This is a genomic window from Aestuariirhabdus litorea (assembly GCF_003864255.1).
Classification (GTDB): Bacteria; Pseudomonadota; Gammaproteobacteria; order Pseudomonadales; family Aestuariirhabdaceae; genus Aestuariirhabdus; species Aestuariirhabdus litorea.
In genome coordinates, this window is sequence record NZ_QWEZ01000001.1 from 936,912 (window position 1) to 951,609 (window position 14,698).

Sequence of the window (14,698 nt, forward strand, 5' to 3'; positions counted from 1 at the left end):
GGGATGTTGCAGGTACAGGGTATCAACCAGTTTTACGGCGCCAGCCATATCCTCTGGGATCTGGACCTCCAGGTACGAGAGGGGCGCTGCACCTGCCTGATGGGGCGTAACGGGGTGGGCAAAACCACCCTGCTCAAAGCCATCATGGGGCTGCTGCCGGTGGCCTCGGGGCAGATCGCCTTCAAGGGGCGAGACCTGCTGGGGCAGTCGGCGGAGCGTCGCGCCAGCCTAGGGATCGGCTACGTCCCCCAGGGGCGGCAGATCTTCCCGCTTCTGAGTGTGGAGGAGAACCTGCAGATCGGCCTGCCGGCGCGCGCCGATCGGGTACGCCAGATCCCGGACTTTATCTTTGAGCTGTTTCCGGTGCTCAGGGAGATGTTGCACCGCCGTGGCGGGGATCTCTCCGGCGGCCAGCAGCAACAGCTGGCGATCGGGCGGGCGCTGGTGACCGACCCTTCGCTGCTGATCCTCGACGAGCCCACCGAGGGGATACAGCCCAATGTGGTGCAGGAGATCGGCGAGATTATCCGCACCCTCAACCGGGAGATTGGCCTCACCGTGCTGCTGGTGGAGCAGAAGCTGCCCTTCGCCCACAAGGTGGCCGACGATTTCTGCATCCTCGAGCGGGGGCGCAGCGTCGCCACCGGCGAGATGGCAGCGTTGGGGGAGGAGCTGGTGCGCCAGTACCTGACCGTGTGAGCTGCCGGGGGTGGGGTATGCCTGCTCCCTTCTGGTGCGCACCAGATGGATGCGTGCCCCCTGCTTGTGCGCTTGGGGGCTGTGCCGAGGGGGTATCCTCACTGGGCTCGGCTGTAACCCCCGTAGCCACTGGCGTCTGGAAAGCTGGTCTGTGCTTTGCAACATGAGCCCCCATCAGGTGCGTCACCGAGAATCCTGCACCGACCTCAGCCCAAGGAGAGACAGCCGACGATGTTACCTGCGAACTCCCGCCCCCGGGTCCTTTGCCTCGCCATCGTCCCCTGCCTCGGGAGCGGCCGGCGATGAATGCCATCACCGCTCTGCCTGGCGAGTCAGCCGACAACAGCCTGGGGGTGGATCGCCAGTGGCTGGCCTCGCTGGAGCTGGGCTTCGAGCGCCGTAACGGCCGTACCGCCCTCCACCATCTCCTGCACCAGGGCCCGCTGCGGGTGCAGAAGCCCTTTTACCCGGAGGGGGAGTGCTGCCACGTTTACCTGCTGCATCCCCCCGGCGGGCTGGTCAGCGGCGATCAGCTGGCGATCGATATCGAGCTGGGGACCGACAGCCATAGCCTCATCACCACCCCCTCGGCGGGCAAAATCTACAAGGGAGACAGCAATGACGTTGCCCAGCAGCAAGCGTTGGTGGCTCGCGTAGGGGAGGGGGCTGCGCTGGAGTGGCTACCCCAGGAGACCATCCTGTTTGACGGTGCCCAGGGGCGCACCCGAACCCGCATCGAGTTATCCGGGGATGCCCGCTTTATCGGTTGGGAGCTGGTGAGCCTGGGCCGCCCCGCCAGTGCGGAGCGCTTCGAGCGGGGCAGCCTGTTGCAACAGGTGAGCCTCTATCGTGATGGCCGGCCATTGTTGCTGGAAAAGCAGGAGCTGCTGGCTGGCAGCGAGCTGGCGAACCGGGCCTGGGGGCTGGATGGCCGGGTGGTGGCCGGCAGCGCCTGGGCCAGCGGCTTCGTTTCCGAGCCATTGGAACTGGTCGATGCCCTGCGTGAGCTGGCCAGCGATGACCCCGACGCCCGCTACGCCATCAGCTATCGACGCGATGTGTTGTGTGTGCGCTACCTCGGCAACGAGATGGAGGCGGCCCGCCACTACTTTACCGAGGCCTGGCACTGCATTCGCCCGGCCCTGCTGCAACGGGAGGGGGCGATACCGCGCATCTGGCTGACCTGACCCGGCGCCGCGCGACCCGCCCTTACCCCGGCAGATAACGACTTAACCGAAACGACGCAACAGAGAACAAAAGGGACAACCATGGAATTAACCCCCCGCGAGAAAGACAAGCTGATGCTCTTCACCGCCGCTCTTGTGGCCGAGCGCCGCCGGGCGCGGGGCGTCAAGCTCAACTACCCGGAATCGGTGGCCCTGATCAGTGCAGAAATCCTCGAAGGTGCCCGCGATGGCAAGAGTGTGGCGGAGCTGATGAGCTACGGGCGCACCATCCTCAGCCGTGATGAGCTGATGGAAGGGGTGCCGGAGATGATCGACGAGATCCAGGTGGAGGCCACCTTTCCCGATGGCACCAAGCTGGTCACCGTCCACGACCCCATCCAGTAACCGCACCCTGCCGCTCCACGCAGCGCAACCCACAGGAGAAGACGATGCATCCTGGAGAAATGAAGATCAAGGCGGGGGAGATCGAGCTCAACCCCGGCCGCGAAACCCGCACCCTCAAAGTGGCGAACAGCGGCGACCGGCCGATTCAGGTGGGCTCCCACTACCACTTCTATGAGACCAACCCTGCCCTCAGCTTTGAGCGTGAGCTGAGCCTGGGTTTTCGCCTCAACATTGCGGCCGGCACCGCGGTGCGCTTCGAACCCGGCCAGAGCCGCACTGTCGAGCTGGTGCGGTTTGCCGGCAAGCAGCGCATCTTCGGTTTTCGGGGCGAGGTGATGGGTGACCTCAACAGGGGGGAGAACGCAGATGGCTAAGATTTCACGGCAGGCGTACGCCGAGATGTACGGACCCACCACCGGCGACCGGGTTCGGCTCGCCGATACCGAACTCTGGATCGAGGTGGAGCAGGATTACACCCACTACGGGGATGAGGTGAAGTTCGGCGGTGGCAAGGTGATTCGTGATGGCATGGGACAGAGCCAGGGGCTGGCCAGCGCCGTGGTGGATACCCTGATCACCAACGCCCTGATCCTCGACCACTGGGGCATCGTCAAGGCCGATGTGGGGATCAAGAACGGCCGTATCGTTGCCATCGGCAAGGCGGGCAACCCCGATACCCAGGAGGGGGTCACCATCGAGGTGGGGCCCGGTACCGACGTTATCGCCGGTGAGGGGCAGATCCTCACCGCCGGCGCCATCGACTCCCATATCCACTTTATCTGCCCCCAGCAGATCGACGAGGCGCTGATGTCCGGCGTCACCACCATGCTCGGCGGCGGCACCGGCCCCTCCACCGGCACCAACGCCACCACCTGCACCCCCGGACCCTGGCACATCGGCAAGATGCTGCAGGGAACCGACCACCTGCCGATGAACTTCGGCTTCCTCGGCAAGGGCAACGCCAGCCTGCCCGGGGCGCTGGAGGAGCAGCTGCTGGCGGGTACCATGGGGTTGAAGCTGCACGAGGACTGGGGCACCACCCCGGCCTCCATCGACAACTGCCTCAGTGTGGCCGACCGCTTTGATGTGCAGGTGGCGATCCACACCGACACCCTCAACGAATCCGGCTTTGTGGAGGACACCATCGCCGCCTTCAAGGGGCGCTCGATCCATACCTACCACACCGAGGGGGCCGGTGGCGGCCATGCGCCCGATATCATCAAGGCCTGCGGTCTCCCCAACGTCCTGCCATCCTCCACCAACCCGACCCGCCCCTACACCGTCAATACCGTGGATGAGCACCTTGATATGCTGATGGTCTGCCACCACCTGGATCCCAACATTCCCGAGGATGTGGCCTTTGCCGATTCGCGCATCCGCAAGGAGACCATCGCCGCCGAGGATATCCTTCACGACCTGGGGGCCTTCTCCATGATCGCCTCCGATTCCCAGGCGATGGGGCGGGTGGGTGAGGTGATTACCCGTACCTGGCAGACCGCCCACAAGATGCGCGTTCAGCGCGGCCTGCTGGCGGAGGACAGCGCGCTGGGGGCTGACAACTACCGCGCCCGTCGCTACATCGCCAAGTACACCATCAACCCGGCGCTGGCCCACGGTATCGCCCACGAGGTGGGGTCGATCGAGGTCGGTAAACTGGCGGACCTGGTGCTGTGGAAACCGCGTTTCTTCGGTATCAAACCCTCCCTGATCATCAAGGGCGGGGTGATCGCTGCGGCCCCTATGGGCGACCCCAACGCCTCCATTCCCACCCCGCAACCGGTGCACTACCGGCCGATGTTTGGCGCCTCACCGGCCGCTGCGGCCGCCACCAGCCTCACCTTTGTCAGCGCCGCTGCGCTGGAGCGGGGGCTCGAAGAATCCCTGCGCCTGGAGCGGCGCCTGGCGGCCTGTCGCAACGTGCGCGAGGTGAGCAAGGCCGACATGGTACTGAACAGCTACCAGCCGCAGATGGAGGTGGACCCGCAAACCTACGAGGTGCGCGCCGACGGTCAGCTGCTGACCTGCGAGCCCGCCACCGAGCTGCCCATGGCGCAGCGTTACTTCCTGTTTTAACGGAGATCGTATGCTCAAGATTGTGCAACGCCAGGCCGCCGCCGAGGGCATCAACGCCGATGACCGCCTCAGCCTGCCCTTCGAACTGAGACGCAAGGGGCGCTTTCGTGCCCGCACCGAGGGGGGCGTCGAGGTGGGGGTCTTTATCGAGCGCGGGCAGCTGCTGGCCGACGGCGATCTGTTGCTCACCGAGTGTGGCCAGCGGATCCGGGTGTGCAGCCAGCGCGAAGCCGTGGTCACCGCCCGCAGCGCCAACCCACTGGCTTTCGCCCGCGCCTGCTACCACCTGGGTAACCGCCATGTTCCCCTGCAGATCGGTGAGGGCTGGCTGCGCTTTCAACCCGACCACGTGCTGGAGGAGCTGGTGCGCCTGCACGGCCTGGAGGCCCAGCCGGAGCAAGCTCCTTTTGACCCCGAGAACGGCGCCTACGGCCATCTGGGCGGTCACCGCCACAGCGACGATCATGATCACCGTCACGATCATGATCATGGCCACGACCACAGTCATAGCCACGCGCCCAAGGCCGGGGCTCTGGCGGGGCAGGGACGATGACCCCGGCCCTGCTGCCGCTGCTGCAGCTGGTCAGCCCGGCGCTGCCGATCGGCGCCTTCGCCTACTCCCAGGGTCTGGAGTACGCCATTGATGGCGGCTGGCTCACACAGGAGGGGGAGCTGGAGGCCTGGCTCTCGGGCGTTATGGAGTCGGGGCTGGGGCAGGTGGACCTGCCGCTGATCCTGCGCCAGATGCGCGCCTGGCGCGCTGTCGACGACGGGGCGCTGGACCACTGGAACCAGTGGCTGCTGGCCAATCGCGAGACCCGCGAGCTGCTGCAGGAGGAGCTGCAGTTGGGGGGGACGCTCTCCCGCCTGCTGGCCTCCCTCGAGCTGCTACCAGCCGAGCGCCCACTGCCGCCGGAGCCGGCCTACTGCACCCTGTTTGCCATCGCCGCCTGTCACCACGGTATCGAGGAGTCCGATGCGCTGCAGGGGTTCTGTTGGAGCTGGCTCGAGAACCAGGTCACGGTCGCCTGCAAAACCCTGCCCCTGGGGCAGACCGCCGCGCAGCGGCTGCTGCAACGGCTGATGCCGGTGATTGTCCGCACCTGTGATACTGCGCTAGCGCTGGAGGATGAGGCGATGGGGGGCACGCTGCCCGGCTTTGCCATCGCCAGCGGCTGTCACGAAACCCAATATTCACGGCTGTTTCGCAGTTAGGCGTGGCCAACCCCGTTAACCATCGAGCGCCTCGCCTGCGGGCGAGCGCCAACCACAATAAGGAGTTACAGCATGAGTCAACAGTGTTTACGGGTCGGTGTCGGTGGGCCGGTGGGCTCCGGTAAAACGGCCCTGCTTAAGGCCCTGTGCCAGGCATTGCGCGAGCACTACGACCTGGCGGTGGTCACCAACGACATCTACACCCGCGAGGACGCCCAGTTCCTGTTGCGCCACCAGGCGCTGGAGGAGGATCGCATCATGGGGGTGGAAACCGGGGGCTGCCCCCACACCGCCATCCGTGAGGATGCCTCCATGAACCTGGCCGCTATCGACGAGCTGCAGGCACGCCATCCGGGTCTGGAGCTGGTGCTGGTGGAGAGCGGCGGGGATAACCTCAGCGCCACCTTCAGCCCCGAGCTGTCGGACCTCACCCTCTACGTGATCGATGTCTCCGCTGGCGACAAGATCCCCCGCAAGGGGGGACCGGGGATCACCAAGTCGGACCTGCTGATCATCAACAAAACCGACCTGGCCCCGCTGGTGGGGGCCGATCTCGGGGTGATGGATCGTGATGCCACCCGCATGCGCGGCGAGCGTCCCTTTATCTTCAGTAATCTCAAGTCCGGAGAGGGGTTGCGGGCGATCATCGACTTTATCGTCGAACAGGGGATGCTGGAGAAGCGACTGCAGGAAGCGGCCCAGGGCGCAGCCGTGTAGGAGCAGGTCAACAACGAGGAGCAGATCAAGAAAGGGACGAAAAAGTGACTCAGGAGGAGCCAGCGGCACGATGATGGGTTAAACTCTTGGACAATTTTTCTGCCACCCCGCCGCCTCAACCCGAGCGGGATAAGGAACAAGGAACGCTCAATGAACAGCCCTCAATCGGTTACCCAGGCCACCTCCGACAGCCACCCGGCGGTCCCTATTACCCGTAACTGGGTAGAGCGGGTCGTGGTGGGGTTGAACTTTTGCCCCTTCGCCAAACGCGAGTTTGAACTGGGGCGCATCAACTACCGGGTGATGCCGGTGGATGTCGACGAGGCACTGCTGCTGATGCTTAATGAGTGCCAGCGCCTCGAGGAGGAGCCGGAGATCGAAACCACCCTGCTGATCTTCAGTAACAGTCTGCAGGACTTTGACGACTTCCTGGTGGTGATCGATATCGCCAACCAGCTGCTGGAGGAACAGGGCTACGAGGGGGTTTTCCAGCTGGCGAGTTTTCACCCCGACTACCGCTTTGCCGGTTGCAGTGAGGAGGACCCGGCCAACTTCACCAACCGCTCCCCCTATCCCATGCTGCACCTGTTGCGTGAGGCCAGCCTCACGCGGGTGCTGGAAAAGCACACCGATCCCGAATCGATTCCCGCCACCAATATGGAGCGAGCCCGCACCCTGGGGGTGGGACAGCTGAACGCGCTGCTGGCCGGTTGCTCGCAGCCCGAGGCCTAAAGCGCCGACTGGCCGGGCTCGGCCGGGTCCTGAAACTGCAGCTGGGCCAGCCGCTTGTAGAGCGGGGAGCTTGCCAGCAGCTCGCGGTGGGTACCCTGGGCCACAACTTTACCCCCCTCCATTACCAGGGTCCGGTCCGCATGCAGGACGGTGGCCAGGCGGTGGGCGATGATCAGGGTCGTGCGCCCCTTCATCAGCTCCACCAGGGCCTGCTGAACCCAGTGTTCGCTCTCGGCGTCGAGGGCACTGGTGGCCTCATCCAGTAACAGGATTCTCGGGTCCTTGAGGATCGCTCGGGCGATCGCCAGGCGCTGCTTCTGTCCCCCCGAAAGACGGGTTCCCTGCTCCCCCAGGTGGCTGGCGTAGCCTTGCGGCAGGGCGCAGATAAAGTCGTGGGCGTGAGCGGCTTTGGCGGCGGCGATCACCTCCTCATCGCTGGCGTCGGGTTTGCCATAGCGCAGGTTGTACCAGACATCAGCGGTAAACAGCGCCGGTTGCTGGGGCACCACGGCGATCTGCTGGCGCAGCCAGCCCGTATCCAGCTCACGAATATCCACCCCGCCCAGGCGGATGCACCCCTGTTGCGGGTCGTAGAAGCGCTGCAGCAGCTCGAACAGGGTCGACTTGCCCGCCCCCGAAGGCCCCACCAACGCCAGGCTCTGCCCCTCGGTAATCTCCAGGTTGAGTTTGCTCAAAGCCGCGGTGTCGGGGCGGCTGGGGTAATGAAAACTGACCTGCTCCAGCGCCAGCACCGGCCCTCCGTCGGGGCTGCCGGTGGCGGGAGCCTGAGGCCTTTCCGGCCGCCCCTCCTGCGGTTCCATAAGGGCGGGGGGAGGGATCTCGGCCCGCTCGTTAAGGAGCCCGATTAGCCGTTCGGTGGCGCCCGCCGCCCGCTGCAGTTCGCCGTACACCTCGGAGAGGGTGGCCACCGCCATCGCCATCATGATGGCGTAGAAGACAAAGGCCCCCAGCTCGCCCCCGCTCATGCGCCCGGCCAGCATATCCGTACCCCCCACCCACAGCATGCCGGTGATGGCGCCGAATACCATCAGGATCACCACCGCAATCAGCAGCGCCCGCTGCCGTACCCGCTGGCGCGCCACCGCGAAGGCGGCCTCCACTTCACGGCCAAAGGCCGCTTGCTCCTGGGCCTCGCGGGTGTAGCTCTGCACCGTCTTGATGTGCTGGATGATCTCCCCCGCGTAGCTGCCTACATCGGCGATGGAGTCCTGGCTGCGCCTGGAGAGCGAGCGCACCCGGCGCCCGTAGAGCAGCACCGGTAACAGCACCAGCGGCACACACACCAGCACCATCAGGCTCAGTTTGAGGTTGGTGACCAGCAGCAGGATGAGGGCACCGACAAAGGTGAGACAGCTGCGTAGCGCCATCGAAAAGGAGGAGCCGATAATGGTCTGCAGCAGGGTGGTGTCGGTGGTCAGCCGCGACATGATCTCGCCGCTGCGGTTGGATTCAAAATAACTGGGGTGCAGGCACACCACATGGTTGAACACCGCCTTGCGCAGGTCCGCGCTCACCCGCTCCCCCAGCCAGGAGACCAGGTAGAAGCGGGTAAAGGTGCCCACCGCCATCAACAGCGCCAGGCCGATGATAAAGAACACCGCCTGGCGCAACGCCTCGGCCGACTGGGCCACAAAACCCTCGTCGATCAGCAGCCGCACCCCCTGGCCGATCGACAGCGTCACCGCCGCCGTCAGCACCAGCGCCACCCCCGCCGCAACCAGCGTCCCCTGGTAGGGGATCACAAACTGCCACAACTGCAGTAGCACCGAGAGGGATTTTTTGGGGCTGTTCATAAAGGGATAGGGAGACCGTAAACCTGAGTGCCCCTAGTGTATGACGGTGGGGCGGGTTTACAAGGGTGGCGTGGGTGGCATAAAGGATTTGAAGAGGTTTATGTGTCGCTTTTGTATGTCTGTTTTTATATACAGTGTTTATATTGCGCCACAATGCTGAGATCTTGCTAGTCAGGAGCTTATCCGGAAACGTTCAGAAAGCCTTTATTGATCTGAGGCAACGAGCGGATAAATGGTAGAACCATGGTGCCGAAATGGCTGATATTGTATTTAGTGGCCTGTTCGAGTAACGTCAATGTTATGTAACATAACATTGACGCATGGCGTGCGATAGGTGGTTCAAATGAGTATTGGTTCCAGTGGCCGGATAGTGATCGAAGTAGATACAGACACAAAACAGATGCTGTACAGCTTGTTAAAGAAGGATGGCATGAGCTTGAAAGAGTGGTTTCTTAAAAACGTGGATGAGTATCTAGGTGTTCAGGAGCAGCTCCAACTTGAGATGGACCGGTTGACGGACGAGGGAGGAGTAAAATGAAACTCAACCCAAAGAAGGCATCCTTTGGTCGTCATGAGACCTTTGCGCTTCGCTATGGTTGGTTGCCCAAGGGTTACGCTGCGCTTATAGAAGGGCAGGAAAAAGGGGTGGATGTCTTTAGCAGTGATGACGCAACCGTCGTGTTGGGTGTTGGTAAAAATATGGTGGCCTCAATACGCTATTGGTTAAGAGCTTGCCAAATAATAGACCCGGTTAATTCGGAGCCAACTGAAGTAGGGGATCTGATTTTTAACCCGGCGGGTGGATACGATCCCTATTTGGAAGATGAGGCAACAATCTGGCTATTACACTGGCTTTTGGCGAGTAACGCTGAGCAGGCAACAGCCTGGTTTTGGTTTTTTAACAAGTTTCACAAGCCTGAGTTTACATCCCAGGAGCTCACTACAGCCCTAGTAGATTTTGTTAAGGATGTAATGATAGAAGGGAAGAAACCCTCATTAGCAACGTTGAAAAATGACGCTCAATTGATTCATCGCATGTACACCCAATCCAAGGGAAGTGGACGGACGCCACTTGAAGATGCACTGGACTCTCCTTTAGCGCTTTTAAGATTGATGTCTCAAGGAGAAGGGGGCCGTCGATTTATCTCACGTCCTGAGGTCCGGCAGGGTTTACCTTTAGGCGTGCTGGGCTTTGCGGTACTTCAATTGATGAAACAGCGCCAGATTAAATCGATACCCATCGAGGAACTCATGTACTCCCGAGGCGATTTTTGTGCGCCCGGGGCCGTGTTTCGGCTAACCGAAAACGATCTGATCACCAAGCTGGAAAAGCTTATAAACTACATACCCGGTGTGCTCGATATTCGAGATACGGCCGGTATACACCAACTATTTCTTGTTGATGATAAATATGAGCCAGGTGAATGCTTAGAGGAGCATTACCAAACGGCTAGCGGAGAGGTGGCAGCATGAGTATCGAGCAAAAAGTCTCCGTTAACACCCATTACACCCGTTCTGTGAACCTCGAGCGCGATGCCTCATCAGTTGAGGTCGTTAAAGCCTATATTCCAACATCGCGTGCACTGCGAACCTTTGCAAAGGTTGCAGATGGATTTCATAGTAAGCAAGCACCCCGTGCGTGGTCATGGGTGGGGCCTTATGGCTCTGGCAAATCGACCGCATCGGTTTTCTTAGGGCGCTTGTTAGCAAACCCAGAAAATGATGCGGCTAAGGTCGCGTATAAGGTGCTTGCGGAGTCGGATAAAGAGTTGGCGCAAAAGTTTGCGAGTGCTACTGAGGGCTCGGCAGGATACCTACAAATACTAATCACAGGCTCACCTGAGCCGATGGCTAAGAGGCTGCTAAAGGGGTTTGCAAGCGCGGCCAGTGCATTTTGGAGTAGTAGGCCGGGGCGTCCGCCAGCCATTGTGAAGTCGCTGGAGCAGCTTGCTGATGAAGAGAATCCAAAAACAAGCGATATAATTGCCGCAGTCGATGGTTTGCAAGCAGCCCTTGGAAATTCCTCATGTGCTGGAGTTGTGTTGGTTATTGATGAGCTGGGTAAGTTTCTAGAATACGAAGCTCGGCACTATGGAGCCAACGATATTTACCTGTTACAGGCCCTCGCTGAACATGCTTGCCGTGGCCATTCTGTTAACTTAATGCTGTTTGTGCTGCTTCATCAGTCTTTCGAGCAGTATGCAAAAGGTCTAGGCGAAAGCCTCAAAAATGAGTGGTCGAAGGTCCAGGGGCGTTTTGAAGAGGTGCCATTTTTAGAGGCATCTGAGCAGGTGCTTCGTGTTGTATCCGCTGCTTTTAACTACACCATGAACGAGGCCGAGCATAAGCTTATTGAAACAGCGGTGGAAAAAGTGGTTGCCGTGTTGGACAAGCAGGATGCATTGCCGGGTGCGATGACCGCGCAAGAAACGGTTAACCTGTTCTCGAGCTGTTACCCGCTCCACCCTATAAGTGCGCTGCTGCTGCCACTGTTATGCCAGAAGATTGCTCAAAACGAGAGGACTCTCTTCAGTTATTTAGGAAGTCACGAAGAGTTTGGTTTGCAAGATATGCTCCTTAAACTCGAGTCAGTAGGTGACTTTATCTATCCTCACCATATTTACGACTACTTTATTACTAACCAGTCATCGGCGCTTGGGGATTATATGACCCACCGCCGCTGGGCGGAAGTCGTAACGGCTGTAGAGCGGTTGGGGAATGTAGATAAAAGTGATATTAATCTACTCAAAACCATTGGTATTCTCAATATTATTGGAAGCAAGGGCGGCTTCAAGCCATCTAAAGCATTGCTCCAGGCCTGCATGCCAGAAAGTAACCGATTTTCCAAGTCTATAAAGGTGCTAGAGGGACAGTCGGTTGTAAACTTCCGCCGTTACAGTGGAGAGTATCGAGTTTGGCAAGGAAGTGATTTTGATTTAGAAGAAGCGCTTCAAGAGGAGCTAAGTAATCTTGGTGAGTTTTCTCTCGTTGAAGAACTCAATCGTTCTAAGGTGATGGTCCCCGTCGTTGCGCGTCGCTATACCATTAAAAACGGTACGTTACGCTACTTTACTCCCTGCTTCGTTGATGCTTCTTCTTTTAAGAAAGTCCCTGTCAAAACCGACCAGCCACGAATTATTTACTTTTTAGCCGCCGGGCAGGATGATGAAAAGATCTTTCAAAGCTGTGCTAGAGAATACTTTTCAAACCTGGATGTTGTTGCACTTTGTTTGAATGGTTCGCAATTAAGAGAGGCGGTGGCAGAGTCCCAAGCGCTGCGCAGAGTAGGTATAGCTCGACAAGAGTTGAATAGTGACCCCGTCGCAAAGCGTGAATATGAAGATCGGCTGTCAGCGGCCCAGTTGGCGGAGGATAAGCTACTGCAGTCGCTAACGGATATGCCTCAGGATGCTCGGTGGTACTATAAAGGTGAAGAGTACGAAGTAGATAACAAGCGCCAGTTTCAGGTGTTCCTATCCTTAGTTTTAGAAAAGGTTTATGACAAAGCTCCTGCGTTATATAACGAGCTTATGAATCGGGATAATCCATCATCGCAAGCGGTGGCTGCCCGTAATAAGTTGTTGTATGCAATGCTGACTAGGCCAACGGAAACAGATTTAGGTATAGAAAAATTCCCGCCAGAAAAGGCAGTGTATCGATCGCTGTTGAAAATAACCGGATTACACAAAAGGGAGGCGGTTGCTGGGGACTGGTCTTTCGCACCTGCGCCACAGGATGGAAGAAGCGATAAGTCGAACTTAAGGCACGCATGGGCCGAGATAGAGCGATTTCTTGATTCAACGGAGAGTGAAGCACGCTCTTTTATTGCCCTTAATGAAACCCTAATGGCTCCTCCTTATGGGTTAAAAGCTGGTGTGTTGCCCATTCTTTATTTTGCAGCGTACCTGACCTATCAGCATGAAATCGCAGTGTACGAGAGTCGTCGCTATAGGGCCTACTTCACTCAAGAGATGATTGAGCGCTTTGTAAAACGCCCCGATGAATTTCAGATTCAGCGTTTTCGAATCGAAGGAATGCGTGCATCAATCTTTGAACAGTACGGTAAGGTGATCCATGGTGATACAAAAAAGAAGCACTCACTATTAGAGTTGGCAAAGCCGCTTGCTACTTTCATGGGGCAGCTTCCAGAATACACTCAAAAAACAAAAAGAGGTCTGTCGAAAAAAGCACTTGATGTACGTGTTGCATTTAACCTCGCAAAGTCCCCTGAGACACTGCTGTTTGAAGCTCTGCCGAAAGCGTTAGGCTATAGCGCAGTGAGCGGTTCCGAAAGTAACGAAAAGCTTGAATGTTTTTCTTCTGACTTAACCGCTGTACTGCGAGAGTTAAGAGATCATTATGGGGCTCTTGTTTCAACGCAAAGGCAGTTGTTAGCGCAAGCGTTCAATATTAATCCGTCCACTAATCTTTCTGATTTGAGGCGGATTATTTCTGGAAACTGCCATGGGTTGGAGGCTTATACTGTAGATACCCAGGGGCTTCGCGCTTTCATTATGCGAGTTAACAAAGCGGAAGGAAGTGACGAGGAATGGTTAGAAAATATCTTAATTTTTCTGGGTCATAAGCCTAGCGCTAAGTGGTTAGATGCTGACCAGGATGCGGCAGAGTATCGATTAACCGACTTTTCGCGCAGGGTTATTGATTTAGAAAAGCTAAGAATACATGAACGCGACCGAACTTCAAAAATGCAGGGTGATTTTGATGTTTATCTTTTGCGCAGTATCAAAAAAGGCGGCGAAATCTTAGATGATGTCGTAGCGATCGATAATAATTGCGAGAAAAGAATATCAAGTGCCCTTGATGAAATGCGAAGTACCCTTTCACGTTTAGACGATGATGAGTTGAAGCTTGCAGCACTTGCTAAAATATCCGATGAGTTTTTGATGTATTATAAAGCTGGGTCTTTGCTGTCGGCGAATGGTAGTGGCGGTTTAGGTGATAATGTGAAAGCCAACCTAAAAAAGGTAGATAAGAAATGAGTGGCGGATTTAAAAGGTATGTGAGTGATGATGGTTGCCGCCATGTTTTAGGGATTTCTGGTGGTAAAGATAGTGCTGCACTTGCTGTTTATATCAAAGACCGATATCCGGATATTCATGATAAAATAGAGTATTTTTTTACTGATACCGGTGCTGAACTTAGCGAGATCTATGAGTTTCTGGATAAGCTCGAAGCGTATTTGGGCAAAGAGATTATTCGCCTAAACAGCGACAAATGCTTTGAGGACTGGCTTAAGATTCACAATGAGTATCTACCATCACCACAACAGCGCTGGTGTACTCGAATGATGAAGATAAAGCCATTTGAAGCATTCGTGGGTGATGATCCTGTTATCTCCTACATAGGTATTAGGGCTGATGAAAATCGTGATGGATACATAAGTCAAAAAGAGACAATCAAAGCCGCCTTTCCATTTATAGATGATGGGATAGTTCGAGATGATGTGTTCCAGATACTAGAAGATAGTGTCGGTATTCCACAATACTATAAATGGCGTTCACGATCAGGCTGTTATTTCTGCTTTTTTCAGCGTCAGGATGAGTGGCTTGGCCTGAAAGAAAATCATCCGGAACTCTTTGAAAAAGCTAAACAGTTTGAACAAAGAATCCGTGTTAAATACGACTGGAAAGAGGGTGAGATACCCGTTGGAGGCGTTGGCTATACATGGAGTTCGCAGGGAACACTTGATGAGCTGGTTGCTAAAGCAGAGAAAAGGCGGGAGAAGGATGGAATTATCGCATCATCTAAGCATTCTGAACGTTGGCAGGATGTTCTTCGTAATGGTGAAGATGATGATCCTGAAGATCAGTCATGCCTGATATGCAGCCTTTAGCTATCACGTTTGCTATCAAGTAA

The 14,698-nt window shown here is 57.4% G+C and carries 14 protein-coding genes; 13 read left to right on the top strand and 1 reads right to left on the bottom strand.

The annotated features are described in order from the left end of the window. Positions 1-3 precede the first annotated feature (3 nt). The 9 genes from urtE (at position 4) to D0544_RS04505 (ending at position 7,007) form a co-directional block, all read left to right on the top strand. On the top strand, positions 4-699 hold the full coding sequence (urtE, locus tag D0544_RS04465; protein ID WP_125014796.1) for an urea ABC transporter ATP-binding subunit UrtE: 696 nt from the start codon (positions 4-6) through the stop codon (positions 697-699). A 302-nt stretch (positions 700-1,001) separates the two neighbouring features. Continuing rightward, positions 1,002-1,886: an urease accessory protein UreD gene (locus tag D0544_RS04470; protein WP_125014797.1), complete on the top strand. Its 885-nt coding sequence runs from the start codon at positions 1,002-1,004 to the stop codon at positions 1,884-1,886. An 81-nt stretch (positions 1,887-1,967) separates the two neighbouring features. Beyond that, the gene (ureA, locus tag D0544_RS04475; RefSeq protein WP_125014798.1) at positions 1,968-2,270 is read left to right on the top strand and encodes an urease subunit gamma; all 303 of its coding nucleotides are present in this window, start codon (positions 1,968-1,970) and stop codon (positions 2,268-2,270) included. A gap of 44 nt (positions 2,271-2,314) precedes the next feature. After that, a complete protein-coding gene (locus tag D0544_RS04480) occupies positions 2,315-2,644 on the top strand; it encodes an urease subunit beta (protein ID WP_125014799.1) in 330 nt (109 codons plus the stop codon). Further along, positions 2,637-4,343 carry an urease subunit alpha gene (ureC, locus tag D0544_RS04485; protein WP_125014800.1) on the top strand — a complete coding sequence of 569 codons (1,707 nt, stop codon included), beginning with the start codon at positions 2,637-2,639 and terminating at the stop codon, positions 4,341-4,343. The genes D0544_RS04480 and ureC overlap by 8 nt, the downstream gene beginning before the upstream one ends. A 10-nt stretch (positions 4,344-4,353) precedes the next feature. Then, entirely contained in the window at positions 4,354-4,896 is a 543-nt protein-coding gene (gene ureE / locus D0544_RS04490) for an urease accessory protein UreE (protein WP_125014801.1), read from the top strand. Then, on the top strand, positions 4,893-5,558 hold the full coding sequence (locus D0544_RS04495) for an urease accessory protein UreF (protein WP_125014802.1): 666 nt from the start codon (positions 4,893-4,895) through the stop codon (positions 5,556-5,558). The genes ureE and D0544_RS04495 overlap by 4 nt, the downstream gene beginning before the upstream one ends. Positions 5,559-5,630: 72 nt before the next feature. Then, on the top strand, positions 5,631-6,275 hold the full coding sequence (gene ureG / locus D0544_RS04500; RefSeq protein ID WP_125014803.1) for an urease accessory protein UreG: 645 nt from the start codon (positions 5,631-5,633) through the stop codon (positions 6,273-6,275). 150 nt (positions 6,276-6,425) lie between these two features. Then, a complete protein-coding gene (locus D0544_RS04505) occupies positions 6,426-7,007 on the top strand; it encodes a DUF1415 domain-containing protein (protein WP_125014804.1) in 582 nt (193 codons plus the stop codon). On the opposite strand, the gene D0544_RS04510 is transcribed toward D0544_RS04505, so the two are convergent. Then, a complete protein-coding gene (locus D0544_RS04510) occupies positions 7,004-8,821 on the bottom strand; it encodes an ABC transporter transmembrane domain-containing protein (protein ID WP_125014805.1) in 1,818 nt (605 codons plus the stop codon). The two genes, D0544_RS04505 and D0544_RS04510, sit on opposite strands and share 4 nt — an antisense overlap. A gap of 343 nt (positions 8,822-9,164) precedes the next feature. Here D0544_RS04510 and D0544_RS04515 point away from each other — a divergent pair, with 343 nt between their 5' ends. From D0544_RS04515 to D0544_RS04530, 4 genes are read left to right on the top strand one after another with little or no spacing between them, the layout of a single operon-like run. Then, entirely contained in the window at positions 9,165-9,359 is a 195-nt protein-coding gene (locus tag D0544_RS04515) for a hypothetical protein (protein ID WP_125014806.1), read from the top strand. Then, positions 9,356-10,294, top strand: coding sequence for a DUF4007 family protein (locus D0544_RS04520; protein ID WP_125014807.1), 939 nt, complete (start codon positions 9,356-9,358; stop codon positions 10,292-10,294). The genes D0544_RS04515 and D0544_RS04520 overlap by 4 nt, the downstream gene beginning before the upstream one ends. Further along, on the top strand, positions 10,291-13,821 hold the full coding sequence (locus D0544_RS04525; protein WP_125014808.1) for a hypothetical protein: 3,531 nt from the start codon (positions 10,291-10,293) through the stop codon (positions 13,819-13,821). Before D0544_RS04520 ends, D0544_RS04525 begins: the two co-directional genes overlap by 4 nt. After that, positions 13,818-14,675, top strand: a complete 858-nt coding sequence (locus tag D0544_RS04530) for a phosphoadenosine phosphosulfate reductase family protein (protein WP_125014809.1) — start codon at positions 13,818-13,820, stop codon at positions 14,673-14,675. The genes D0544_RS04525 and D0544_RS04530 overlap by 4 nt, the downstream gene beginning before the upstream one ends. Positions 14,676-14,698 lie beyond the last annotated feature (23 nt).

Coding starts and splice junctions, on each gene's coding strand:
- D0544_RS04470 (WP_125014797.1), top strand. CDS start 1,002: ATGAATGCCATCACCGCTCTGCCTGGCGAGTCAGCCGACAACAGCCTG.
- D0544_RS04510 (WP_125014805.1), bottom strand. CDS start 8,821: ATGAACAGCCCCAAAAAATCCCTCTCGGTGCTACTGCAGTTGTGGCAG.
- ureE (WP_125014801.1), top strand. CDS start 4,354: ATGCTCAAGATTGTGCAACGCCAGGCCGCCGCCGAGGGCATCAACGCC.
- ureG (WP_125014803.1), top strand. CDS start 5,631: ATGAGTCAACAGTGTTTACGGGTCGGTGTCGGTGGGCCGGTGGGCTCC.
- urtE (WP_125014796.1), top strand. CDS start 4: ATGTTGCAGGTACAGGGTATCAACCAGTTTTACGGCGCCAGCCATATC.
- D0544_RS04480 (WP_125014799.1), top strand. CDS start 2,315: ATGCATCCTGGAGAAATGAAGATCAAGGCGGGGGAGATCGAGCTCAAC.
- D0544_RS04495 (WP_125014802.1), top strand. CDS start 4,893: ATGACCCCGGCCCTGCTGCCGCTGCTGCAGCTGGTCAGCCCGGCGCTG.
- D0544_RS04525 (WP_125014808.1), top strand. CDS start 10,291: ATGAGTATCGAGCAAAAAGTCTCCGTTAACACCCATTACACCCGTTCT.
- ureC (WP_125014800.1), top strand. CDS start 2,637: ATGGCTAAGATTTCACGGCAGGCGTACGCCGAGATGTACGGACCCACC.
- D0544_RS04505 (WP_125014804.1), top strand. CDS start 6,426: ATGAACAGCCCTCAATCGGTTACCCAGGCCACCTCCGACAGCCACCCG.
- ureA (WP_125014798.1), top strand. CDS start 1,968: ATGGAATTAACCCCCCGCGAGAAAGACAAGCTGATGCTCTTCACCGCC.
- D0544_RS04530 (WP_125014809.1), top strand. CDS start 13,818: ATGAGTGGCGGATTTAAAAGGTATGTGAGTGATGATGGTTGCCGCCAT.
- D0544_RS04515 (WP_125014806.1), top strand. CDS start 9,165: ATGAGTATTGGTTCCAGTGGCCGGATAGTGATCGAAGTAGATACAGAC.
- D0544_RS04520 (WP_125014807.1), top strand. CDS start 9,356: ATGAAACTCAACCCAAAGAAGGCATCCTTTGGTCGTCATGAGACCTTT.